The 11,748-nt window shown below is 47.9% G+C and carries 7 protein-coding genes; 1 reads left to right on the plus strand and 6 read right to left on the minus strand.

Annotated elements, in window-relative coordinates:
• Positions 1-54: 54 nt before the first annotated feature.
• Positions 55-3,012 (plus strand): PEP/pyruvate-binding domain-containing protein, encoded by a 2,958-nt coding sequence (locus HMPREF9999_RS04200; RefSeq protein WP_044063053.1) that lies wholly within the window; start codon positions 55-57, stop codon positions 3,010-3,012.
• 1,395 nt (positions 3,013-4,407) lie between these two features.
• Here HMPREF9999_RS04200 and HMPREF9999_RS10840 read toward each other — a convergent pair.
• The 6 genes from HMPREF9999_RS10840 to HMPREF9999_RS04235 form a co-directional block, all read right to left on the minus strand.
• The gene (locus HMPREF9999_RS10840) at positions 4,408-4,533 is read right to left on the minus strand and encodes a hypothetical protein (protein ID WP_009437177.1); all 126 of its coding nucleotides are present in this window, start codon (positions 4,531-4,533) and stop codon (positions 4,408-4,410) included.
• A gap of 627 nt (positions 4,534-5,160) precedes the next feature.
• A complete protein-coding gene (locus HMPREF9999_RS04215; protein ID WP_009437179.1) occupies positions 5,161-6,366 on the minus strand; it encodes a cysteine desulfurase in 1,206 nt (401 codons plus the stop codon).
• A gap of 168 nt (positions 6,367-6,534) precedes the next feature.
• Positions 6,535-7,905: a Fe-S cluster assembly protein SufD gene (gene sufD / locus HMPREF9999_RS04220; RefSeq protein WP_009437180.1), complete on the minus strand. Its 1,371-nt coding sequence runs from the start codon at positions 7,903-7,905 to the stop codon at positions 6,535-6,537.
• Between the two features lie 98 nt (positions 7,906-8,003).
• The gene (sufC, locus tag HMPREF9999_RS04225; protein ID WP_009437181.1) at positions 8,004-8,756 is read right to left on the minus strand and encodes a Fe-S cluster assembly ATPase SufC; all 753 of its coding nucleotides are present in this window, start codon (positions 8,754-8,756) and stop codon (positions 8,004-8,006) included.
• Between the two features lie 190 nt (positions 8,757-8,946).
• Positions 8,947-9,675, minus strand: a complete 729-nt coding sequence (locus tag HMPREF9999_RS09935) for an FKBP-type peptidyl-prolyl cis-trans isomerase (protein ID WP_009437182.1) — start codon at positions 9,673-9,675, stop codon at positions 8,947-8,949.
• 66 nt (positions 9,676-9,741) lie between these two features.
• Complete coding sequence (locus HMPREF9999_RS04235; protein ID WP_009437183.1) at positions 9,742-11,283, minus strand: glycine--tRNA ligase; 1,542 nt, start codon at positions 11,281-11,283, stop codon at positions 9,742-9,744.
• Between the last annotated feature and the right edge of the window lie 465 nt (positions 11,284-11,748).

Consider the following 11,748-nt stretch of genomic DNA (forward strand, 5'->3'; position numbering starts at 1 on the left):
CCTCTAACGTCTAATCTCTAACGTCTAACGTCTAAATTCTAACGTCTAATTCGTATGCTCGACAAACAGCTCCTCACCCAACTATATCTCAAAGACACCTCGTTTGTCAATCTTATGACACGGCGTATCTTCAATGTGCTCCTTATCGCCAATCCCTACGATGCCTTCATGCTCGAAGACGATGGGCGCATTGATGAGAAACTTTTCAATGAGTATGCCGCCCTCTCTCTCCGCTATCCTCCGCGCTTCACGCAGGTGAGCACAGAGGCTGAGGCGTGGGCAGAACTGCATCGCAATTCTTTTGATCTCATCATCGTGATGCCTGGCACAGACAATAGCGACACCTTCGACATCGCCCGAGGCATCAAGCATCAATTCCAGCACATCCCCCTCGTAGTGCTCACCCCTTTCAGTCACGGCATCACTGCGCGCATCGAGCATGAAGACCTCTCCGATTTTGAATACGTGTTTTGTTGGTTGGGAAACACCGATTTGCTGCTGTCCATCATCAAGTTGATAGAAGACAAAATGAATCTCGATCACGATATCGAAGAAGGTGGAGTGCAACAAATCATTCTTGTCGAAGACAACATCCGTTTCTATTCCTCCGTCCTGCCCGAATTGTATAAATTCGTGTTGCAGCAAAGCATGGAGTTTGCCACGGAAGCCCTCAATGAGCACCAGCGCACCCTTCGCATGCGCGGACGTCCGAAAATCGTGCTCGCCCGCACCTATGAAGAAGCCATCGACCTCTACGACCGCCATCCCAACAACGTGTTGGGAGTCATCACCGATGCGCGCTATCCTCGCGGAGGTGTGGTGGACCCTCAAGCCGGTGTGCATCTGTTGGCGGAGTTGCGCAAGCGCGACCCCTTTCTTCCGCTCATTCTCGAGTCTGCCGAATCTGAAAATGCCGTGCAAGCCAAGGCGCACAATGCCGATTTCATCGACAAAAATTCCAAGAAGATGGCGGTAGACCTCCGTGAGGTCGTTAAGCAACACTTCGGTTTTGGCGATTTCATCTTCCGTGATCCCAAAACCTTCCAAGAAGTGATGCGTGCGCGCAATCTGAAAGAGATGCAATCTGCTGTGCTCAATGTGCCTGCCGAGTCGTTGCACTATCACATCACGCGCAATCACGTGTCGCGATGGTTGCGCAGCCGCGCCATGTTTCCTGCTGCCGAGTTTGTCAAACAACTCTCGTGGCAGGAACTTCAAGATATAGACGCCCATCGTCGCGCCATCTTTGAAGCCATTGTGGACTATCGCCGCATGAAAAACCAAGGTGTCGTTGCCGTGTTCCGTCGCGATCGTTTCGACCGCTACTCCAATTTTGCACGCATCGGAGAAGGTTCGTTGGGAGGTAAGGGCCGTGGTCTTGCTTTCATCGACAATATCGTGAAGCATCACCCCGAACTCAATCAGTTTGACAATGCCACGGTGATGATTCCCAAGACGGTGGTACTTTGTACCGACCTCTTCGAGGAATTCATGGATCACAACAACCTCTACCAACTTGCGCTCTCCGATGCCGACGATGCTGTCATCCTCGATGCCTTCCGCCGCGCCACGCTTCCTGCAAGTTTAGAGGGAGACATCCTCACCTTCATTGAAGCCACCAGCAGTCCTATCGCGGTGCGCTCGAGTTCGTTGCTCGAAGATAGCCACTATCAGCCCTTTGCAGGGATATATAACACCTATATGGTGCCCCTGTTGGACAATCGCCACCGCATGCTCTCCATGCTCTACGATGCCATCAAAGGGGTGTATGCTTCCGTCTTTTTTAAAGACTCCAAAGCCTACATGCAAGCCACGCGCAACGTCATCGACCAAGAAAAGATGGCGGTGATCTTGCAAGAAGTGGTTGGCCGACAATATGGCGATCGCTACTATCCCAGCATGTCGGGCGTTGGACGTTCGTTGAACTACTATCCCATAGGGGATGAGCGAGCCGAAGAGGGCATCGTGAATCTAGCCCTCGGATTGGGAAAATATATAGTAGATGGTGGACAGACGTTGCGCATTTGTCCCCATCATCCGGGAAAAGTGTTGCAGATGTCGGACCCCGAAATGGCATTGCGCGAAACGCAAACCAGATTTTATGCCCTCGATCTGAAGAATATGGGTGAGAATTTCTCCGTAGACGATGCTTTCAATCTCTTGAAACTCTCTGTGCGAGAAGCCGACAAAGACGGAGCTTTGCAACACCTCGCTTCGACCTACAATCCCACCGACCAAGTCATCTATCCAGGAGTTTATCCCGATGGACGAAAAATCATCAGTTTTGTAGGAGTGTTGGAGCACGATGTTGTGCCCCTTCCGCATCTCCTGCGCGAAGTCTTACGCCTCGGCCAAGAGGCGATGCGCCGCCCAGTCGAAATCGAATTTGCTGTGGAAATCGAGGCAGCCAGCCGCAGTTGTGTGTTCTATCTGCTGCAAATTCGCCCCATGGTCGATGTGAAAAGCGATGTGCATATCAATCTTTCTGAAATTCGTCCTGAAACCATTCTGCTGCAAAGCAATAATGCGCTGGGGCACGGACAAATGGACGGCATCACCGATGTGGTGTATGTGAAAACCGATGGCTATAATGCTGGTAACAACCCCTTAATTGCGGAAGAAATCTCGCGCATCAATGCCAAATTCCTCGACCGAGGAGAGCACTATGTGTTGGTGGGTCCAGGACGTTGGGGATCGAGCGATTCGTGGTTGGGGATTCCGGTGAAGTGGCCCAACATCTCAGCCGCACGCATCATCGTTGAGGCTGGATTGACCAACTATCGCGTGGATCCTTCGCAAGGTACTCACTTCTTCCAAAACCTCACCTCCTTCGGTGTGGGCTATTTCACCATCAACGACTTCAACGGCGATGGAGTCTACAATCGTGCCGCCCTTGATGCCCTCCCTGCCGTGGAGGAAACGGCTCACGTGCGCCATGTGCGCTTCCCTCAAGCACTCGCCATCAAGGTCGATGGCAAGAAGAAGTTGGGCTATGTGCTCACCGAAGAGTAGGATAGTAGAGTCGGTTGTGCTGCGTTCTTTTATCGGTGTCCCCCTAATAATATATGGGAGGATAACTAGGCAAAGAGAGAAAAATCGCCGAAAAAGTGACATGAAAAATAACATTGCACTCTATTTTGATAGGTGAACTTGTCAAAATGTTGATATTGCTATTCTTTGGTAGAGGAACGAGAAAAAGCACTTGAACTTTCATGTAACATCCGACTGTGAGTCGTCCTACTCTTGCCCGAGGTGCTGTGGTGCGCAAGTCTGTCGATTGCTTCGCGTAGTGCAATTGTCTTGCAAATGGCTTGTTATTTGTCGCAATTACTGTGTAGAGTTTTCGCTTCTCATCTGTGCGCCCTTCACGCGCGCGCATCACAGCAATTTTGTTCTTTTTGCTTTCACAACCTTCACCGAAAGGGGCTAAATGAACGTCGGAGTTTTCTAGGGAAAAGCTCCGACGTTTATCTTTTTTTCTCCGAGTTTTTTCCGAAAATGTTGGACGTTTTTACGAGCTTCTTCCCACGTTTTTGAGAGTTCGCTGCAGTTTGCAAACAAGGGTGCTCCGTGAAAGTTGCTTTTCCCCTTTTTTTCTTGTTGCAGAGTCCCTCTTTTCAGCGTTCTTGTGTGAAGGTTGTGAAAGCAAAAAAGTGCAAATCCCAGGGAATGCGCGCGCGTGTCACGTGCGCGCGAGAAAAGATGATTTTTTCTGAGCAAAATATGATGCCCTACAAGAGGGCTTCATCGACATGAAATTCCTCGGATTTCTCTATATCCTTTTGTGCCGTTTTAGCCACAAAAAGGAACTGTGCGCTCTAGCAATGAAACTGGCTGGATTTGTCCGCGACTTCTACGCAGAAAATGTGTTTTCAGCTTGTTCTGTAAGGTGTAGTTGATAAAATTAATGGTTATCGCAGAAAAAACTTCACTTTTTTGCCGTTTTTTCTCTCTTTGCCCCTCTTTCGACCCATATATAAATAGGGGGGCTCAACGAAGGGGTAAGGCAGAAAGTGGAGGATAGTGAGCAGAGATAATCAATATTTGTGTGTTGGCGCTGCGGTGTTTCTCTATTGAAGGGTAGGTTGAGGCTTGTGATCTTACGGTAAAAGGGGATATGTGTTTTTGAGCCGTGTGTGTATGCTCACAAGTTCTGGTGTGATTAGAAAAAGTGCCCCAATCCTTTGCGATTAGGCACAAAAAAAGGAAAGCCTTTTGGGCTTTCTCGTCGTCTTCTGCGTTGTGCGTAACCATTTGTTACGACAACTGGTGAATAAAATTTCAATCCATCGCTCTCGGCTTCCCCGTATTGGGAAGACGGAGATGGAAAAATGAGAATCTATCTCATGTAGATTTTTGAAGCTTTCCTTATTCGATTTCCGAATATTCTGTTGCTTCTGGTGAATCTCATTTTACTTGCGCATTGAGTGCACGAAGTTGTTGGTTGAGGGCTTGTGCCATAGCACCATTACCCATGGAGCGGTATCGGTCGATGCGATACATAAGCTCGTCGATCATTTTTTGTTGTTTCATATTGTTCTAATTTAGTTATACATTAGCTCATGTTGTCTACAACATATTGCTGTTATCTATCGAATGTATTATTGTCTTGATTGACAATAGCGTTTCGATTACATTTGCAAAAGTACAACTGAAACAAAGCACAAGCAAGTTTTTTGACAAAAAAGTATCGTTCAAGCCCTATCTCTGTAAGGATTTGATAGCCGAACTTGGCAGGAATCATGGACAACTCGCAAGGAAGGAGTGCTTAAGCAATGACAGTCTGAGAAAGGCCTTTTCTTGTCTACTCAAAAGGCTGCAATATCCACTTTGCAATCCAAAGAAACAACTGCGACCCCATGGATATATTCGTTTGATTCCCTATAATACTGCAATTACATACAAAATTTCCAAGATACTCTCTTATATATACTAACAGGGTAGTCGTGACCCTAAAAAGAAATCCAGTGTTTGAAATGCACTGTTTCAAACACTGGAAATAAAGTGGAGACTCTTGAGAGGTAAGTAGCACTGAGGCTTAGAAGATTCTCCTGAGGACGTCAAAGACGTCAGCTGCGTGAGTATGATGGAGCAAATCGTTAGAGGAAAATCTTTTCTCTATAACGAGTAGCACAATAGCGTTCTAATGACCTTTTGGGGTTAAAACATAGCTACCACACGTTGGAGAGCTTTGATGAAGCTGTCCACTTCCTCGCGCGTGTTGTAGAGACCAAAGGAGATGCGCGCCATGCTTTCCACACCGCAACGTGCCATGAGCGGTTGTGCACAATGATGCCCCGTGCGAATGGCGATGCCCAGACGATCCAGGAGTGTACCTAAATCCATGGGATGTATGTCGCCGACATTGAACGATACGACTGAAGTCTTGGCAGCAGCTGTGCCGAAAAACTTCATGCCTTCTATCTCGCGCATTTGAGTCATTGCATATTGGGTAAGATCTTCCTCGTGTGCTGCTATTCTGTTCAAACCGATGGCAGAGAGGTAGTCTAGCGCAGTCGCCAAAGCATGAGTGCCCACATAGTCGGGGGTGCCAGCTTCAAACTTATAGGGGAGACGCTCGAAAGTGGTGTGCTCAAAACTCACACGGGCTATCATCTCACCTCCACCTTGATAAGGAGGAAGTTGGTCGAGCAAGTCTTCCTTACCATAAAGCACGCCAATTCCTGTAGGACCGTAGATTTTGTGTCCACTGAACACCATGAAATCACAGTCCAAGGCTTGCACGTCTACGGCAAAGTGAGGCACACTTTGCGCCCCATCTAGCAGCACTTTAGCCCCAGCTTCGTGAGCGATGCGGATAAGCTCTTGCGCAGGGTTTATAGTCCCCAACACATTGCTCACATGACAGATACTTACAAGGCGAGTCTTAGGAGTAAAGAGCGCGCGATAAGCGTCCATATCCAACTCACCAGCCTCATTCATCGGCACCACTTTAATCACAATACCTTTTCGCTCACGTAGCAGCTGCCAAGGCACGATATTAGAATGGTGTTCCATCACAGAAAGGATCACTTCATCTCCCTCTTTGAGGAAGGCTTCTCCAAAGGAATAAGCCACAAGATTTATGCTCTCTGTGGTGCCACGCGTGAAAATGATTTCGCTCGTGCTGCGAGCATTTATAAACTTGCGCACAGTTTCGCGCGCTGCCTCATGCAGCTCCGTAGCTTGTTGGGAAAGATAGTGAATGCCTCGGTGCACATTGGCGTTCACCTCCGCATATTCGCGCGAAATGGCATCAATCACGCACTGCGGTTTCTGCGTTGTAGCAGCATTGTCAAAGTAAACAAGCGGATGCTTGTAGACCTCTCTAGAAAGTATGGGAAAATCTTGACGATAGGTGTACATAGAAAGAATATATCATAGTGGTGCGCCTAAATCCACGTAGTCTTTGACCTCAACTCATAGTGTGCGCACACATCACGTCAAAAGAATTCCGCACCGCATCGGCTCAACCCGGAAGCAGTGCGGAAAATTATTTAGTTTATTTGAATTGCTGAACTCAGCAACGCCACCTTAGCAGTGACAATCTTGGCAATGATGCAACTCACCACGGAAGCGAAGCTCCACCAAATGCGACAAACGCTCACGAAGAGCCTCAATGGGGATGCGTTGCAGCACATCGTTGACGAAGGCATGTTGTAGCAACAACTTGGCTTCTGCGAGAGGAATACCGCGTTGACGCAAATACAGGAGTGCCCCTTCATCGAGTTTACCAATCGTAGCGCCATGGTTACAACGCACATCGTCAGCATAAATCTCCAGCATAGGAAGGGCATGCACGTGTGCCGTAGGCGACAAACAGATATTAGCACTGCTCTGTTGTGATAGTGTCTTCTGAGCATCAGGACGCACCATCACTTTTCCTGCGAACACAGCAGTGCTCTCACCATCGAGCACGTATTTGTACAGCATATCGGACGTACAATTCTCTGCCACGTGATCCACAAGGAGGGTATTGTCTACATGCTGCTTGCCATCGGTGATAGCCATACCGGCTGTTTGGCAGTCTGCACCTTCGCCCAACAAGCGAGCGTTGGTCATGGTGCGAGAAATTCCAGTACTGAGGGCTAGATTATTGAGAGAGAATCGACTCTCCTTCTGTTGTTCAACGTAGATGTTGGTAAATCGGCTGTGACCTTCGCGCGTCTCTTCGAGGTTGTAGATGGACACAGCGGCTTTCTCATCCAAATATACTTCAGTAACTTGTGTAGAAAGGCTGTCTTTTAATCCCTTTGCGTGCTCACAAATCAAGATTTCACCAAAACTATCGGCTTCTGCCACCACGAGGAGGCGGCGATTTGCCATGATTGGTTGCTTAGACTGCGTGTGGAAGACGATTTGCAAAGACTTATCGAGCTTTGCACCAGCCGCAAGATGCACCAAAATTCCATCTTGTACGAGCAAGGTGTTGAGCAAAGTCACTGCATCATATTCTGTGCGTTGCACATTCTTGTGAGCATTTGCAGGTTCTTGTTGAGCGGCCTTATGATAATACTTTTGGAGTAATTCGGGACACTGCGCAGCAGCTTGTGCAAAAGAGAGCACCGTTACTCCCTGAGGGAGTTGCTCTTCTTCAGACAGAGGCACCACCACATCATTCACCACATACATGGCATAAGTGGGGAGTCCTGGCACACTGCACTTGCAGAGCTTTTGAGCCTGAGCACCTCCTAAAAGGCGTTTAAGATTGATGCCAAAATCGGGAGCGAAAGCAGCATCAGCATTTGTATATTTGTAACGCTCCACCTTCGTATTGGGGAGCTGACGATCTTGCAAAAGTTGCGCAACCTCTTGGCGACGCTCATTGAGCACAGTACAACTATGCTGGGCGATGAGGTCGTGGGCATCGCGATAAAGATCGAGATATTGTTGAAGACTAGACATAAGAATCAGAAGAATTAGTTGAGGTGTGAAGCAAAAAACTTTAGGTTATTAGGCATCAGCACAAATGAGGCACGGCGAGAGCTGTGCCTATTTTTGTCTTATTGCGCCAATTCTTCTTTGATCCAGTCAAAGCCACGCTTTTCGATTTCGTAGCCAAGCGTAGCATCACCTTCTTTCACTACCTTACCGTTGACAAGGACGTGTACAAAGTCAGGCTTGAGGTAGTCAAGCATGCGTTGGTAGTGAGTAATCACGAGAGCAGAAGTCTCAGGTTTGCGGAGTTGATTGAATCCCTCAGCCACAATGCGGAGTGCATCAACGTCAAGACCAGAGTCGGTTTCGTCCAAGATGGAGAACTTAGGTTCGAGCACTGCCATTTGGAAAATTTCGTTGCGCTTGCGTTCACCGCCAGAGAAACCTTCATTGACACCACGGCTCATGAAGTGAGCATCGAGTCCCACGAGCTTGCGCTTTTCGCGCAACACCTTGAGGAAATCAGAAGCCGAGAGGGGTTCTTCACCGAAGTATTCACGCTTAGCATTGACGGCAGCGCGCATGAAGTTTGTCATCGAAACACCAGGAATTTCGATGGGTGCTTGGAACGACATGAAGATACCTTCGTGGCTACGCTCCTCGGGTTCAAGTTCGAGAAGATTCTTTCCATTGAAGATGATTTCACCTTCAGTCACGTCAAACTTAGGGTTGCCCACAAGCACATTAGAGAGAGTGGACTTACCAGAGCCATTAGGCCCCATGAGCACATGAACCTCACCGTCACGAATGGTGAGGTTGATGCCGCGAAGAATTTCTTTGCCTTCTACAGAAGCGTGAAGATTGCGTATTTCGAGCATGATTTTGTATAGCTGTTTAGTTTTTCAAGAAGAGAGCCTCATGACCAGACCATTATTGGCAAGACACTTGTTCTTTCTTCCCTGCCCCTTACCGATGATTTGAAGTTTAGCAAAGGACATATTATTAGTTGTGTTGTTGATGTATCGTTTTGTTCCAAGTTTGGCTCAATGTCTTGTGAGACAACTTGGGTTAGGGGTGCCAAAACTTACGTAGCTGCAAGTCGAAGATCAGCATCGAGCCAGCAGGAATAGAAGTTTGGGCTGCATTGCCATAGCCCGACTTTGCAGGAATAAAGATGCGCCAGCGATCGCCCACGTGCATTTGTTGGAGTGCTGTGGAGAAACCCACCACGACGTTGCTCACAGCAAATTGAGCATCAGTGCCGAGTGCCGTGTTAAAGACATCACTTTCCAATCTAGAAGGGCCACTAAAGTCAAAGACTTTCCCTGCTGGGTCGGCCGAAGTGGGCATCAAACGTCCCATATAGGCCACGCGCACCGTGTCGGTGTAGAGAGGACGTGGAGCTTTTAGTGCCTCGGCAGCTGAAAGCTGGCTACTCACCACACGCACCACTAAAGTGTCCTTAGCTGTAGGTTTGCCACCTGTGCCTAGTGTGTAGTTGCCAAACACGCGCCAAGGCGTATGTTCTGCCCAGGCATCGCCATATTGTGCTTTAGCTTGGGCAATAGCAGTGCGCGCTACACGCAGTGTATCGGAAAAAGCTGCCATATTGCGTGCTGCCCAATTTTCGTAGACAGGATCGATGGTTTCTTCGCTTGAACAAGCTGTCACCGCCAATCCACACCCTACAAGAAGGAGCACAAAACAAGTGCGAAGTGTCTGAGCAAAATGTCCCCAGCTTCGTGCTTGTCCAGCACGCAAAGCCGACATGAGAGTAAAGAGAGATGCGCGATTCATAGAGTTCTTTGACAAACAGAGCTGCCCCCACCTTATCACAATCGACAAGGTGGGAACAACGGGAGATTATTTAAGTTTCTTGAGCAAAGAGGTGATAGACACTTTGTCCTCAATCAAAGCACGGAGGTCTTCGATTTTCACACGTTCTTGCTTCATGGTGTCGCGTTCACGAATGGTCACGCAACCATCGTTGAGTGTTTCGTGGTCTACGGTGATGCAGAAAGGCGTACCGATGGCATCGTGACGACGATAACGCTTACCGATAGAATCCTTCTCTTCGTAAGCACACTTGAAGTGGAAACGCAATTCGTTCATGATTTCGTGTGCCTTCTCAGGGAGTCCATCTTTCTTCACCAAGGGGAAGATGGCCAACTTCACAGGAGCAAGGGCAGCAGGCAAGCGGAGCACCACGCGGCTATCACCACCCTCGAGCTTCTCTTCTTCGTAGGCATGGCACATCACACTGAGGAACATGCGGTCTACACCAATAGAAGTCTCGATAACATAGGGAGTGTAGCTTTCGTTCAGTTCAGGATCGAAATATTCAATCTTCTTACCACTGAATTGAGCATGCTGTGAGAGGTCGAAGTTGGTGCGAGAGTGGATACCTTCTACTTCTTTGAATCCGAAAGGCATCTTGAACTCGACGTCACTTGCTGCATTAGCATAGTGCGCGAGCTTCTCGTGGTCATGGAAGCGATAGTTTTCTGCACCAAAACCGAGAGCTTGGTGCCAAGCCATACGTGTTTCCTTCCACTGGCTGAACCATTCGAGTTCGGTGCCAGGCTTTACAAAGAATTGCATCTCCATTTGTTCAAATTCACGCATGCGGAAGATGAACTGGCGAGCAACGATTTCATTACGGAAAGCTTTACCGATTTGTGCAATACCGAAAGGAATCTTCATGCGACCGGTCTTTTGCACGTTGAGGTAGTTCACGAAGATACCTTGTGCCGTCTCGGGGCGGAGGTAGATGGTGGATGCACCCTCAGAGGTAGAACCCATTTCGGTCTTAAACATGAGGTTGAATTGGCGCACTTCAGTCCAGTTGCGAGTACCGCTGATGGGGCAAACGATTTCCTCATCCAAGATGATTTGGCGCAATTCTACGAGGTTGCTATCATTGAGAGCTGTTGCAAAACGCTCGTGCAAAGCAGCGCGCTTAGCAGCAATTTCAAGCACACGGCCGTTGGTAGCGCGGAATTCTTCTTCGTTGAAGGCTTCCTTGAAACGCTTACGACCCTTAGCCACTTCCTTCTCAATCTTCTCGTCATATTTTGCGAGTTGATCTTCGATGAGCACGTCAGCACGATAGCGTTTCTTAGAGTCCTTGTTGTCAATCAAAGGGTCATTAAACGCATCTACGTGACCAGAAGCCTTCCAAATGGTGGGGTGCATGAAGATGGCAGAATCAATGCCCACGATGTTTTCGTGAAGCAAGGTCATAGATTGCCACCAGTATTGCTTGATATTATTTTTGAGTTCAACGCCGAGTTGACCGTAGTCATAGACTGCGCCCAATCCGTCATAGATTTCACTGGAGGGAAATACAAATCCATACTCCTTACAGTGGGAAACTATTTTCTTAAAAACGTCTTCTTGTGCCATGTGTTGTAATTATCATTTGACTATTTGGTGCAAAGGTAATGATTTTCTTTGAATTGCCCCCATTTTCTATGCGATTTTAGGCAGTGGCTCACCACTAGTCACTGCCGTTTGATTGATAAAGTGCAGTGTTCTCCATACAAATATCGTTTAGCCCCAATCGGTCATTAGATTCTGAACGGATTTCATTGGATTGTTGAGCAGCTGGTTGGTTGTGAGTTCGAAGGCGTAGCGAGCTGCGTCGAGAGCGAACAAGAAACAAGATGCTCAACAAGAAAATGGAAGATGGCAGGAAGTTATCTTCTCTATAACGAATCGCACTATAACGCTCTAATGACCGATTGGGTTTAGTGCTTCTCTCAAAGTGCAATATTCTCCACACAAATAACTATTTTCGCTTCTCACAATGTTCAATTTTCTTCCTTACTCCGCTTCCAAAATCCCATGAACGATGTTGATGCTTACCGC

Origin of the sequence: Alloprevotella sp. oral taxon 473 str. F0040 (assembly GCF_000318095.2) — a bacterium.
Taxonomy (GTDB): Bacteria; Bacteroidota; Bacteroidia; order Bacteroidales; family Bacteroidaceae; genus Alloprevotella.

What these genes read in the sequence shown, in the direction of transcription:
- HMPREF9999_RS04200 (WP_044063053.1), top strand. Translation starts at nt 55, where the DNA reads ATGCTCGACAAACAGCTCCTCACCCAACTATATCTCAAAGACACCTCG.
- HMPREF9999_RS10840 (WP_009437177.1), bottom strand. Translation starts at nt 4,533, where the DNA reads ATGAAACAACAAAAAATGATCGACGAGCTTATGTATCGCATCGACCGA.
- HMPREF9999_RS04215 (WP_009437179.1), bottom strand. Translation starts at nt 6,366, where the DNA reads ATGTACACCTATCGTCAAGATTTTCCCATACTTTCTAGAGAGGTCTAC.
- sufD (WP_009437180.1), bottom strand. Translation starts at nt 7,905, where the DNA reads ATGTCTAGTCTTCAACAATATCTCGATCTTTATCGCGATGCCCACGAC.
- sufC (WP_009437181.1), bottom strand. Translation starts at nt 8,756, where the DNA reads ATGCTCGAAATACGCAATCTTCACGCTTCTGTAGAAGGCAAAGAAATT.
- HMPREF9999_RS09935 (WP_009437182.1), bottom strand. Translation starts at nt 9,675, where the DNA reads ATGAATCGCGCATCTCTCTTTACTCTCATGTCGGCTTTGCGTGCTGGA.
- HMPREF9999_RS04235 (WP_009437183.1), bottom strand. Translation starts at nt 11,283, where the DNA reads ATGGCACAAGAAGACGTTTTTAAGAAAATAGTTTCCCACTGTAAGGAG.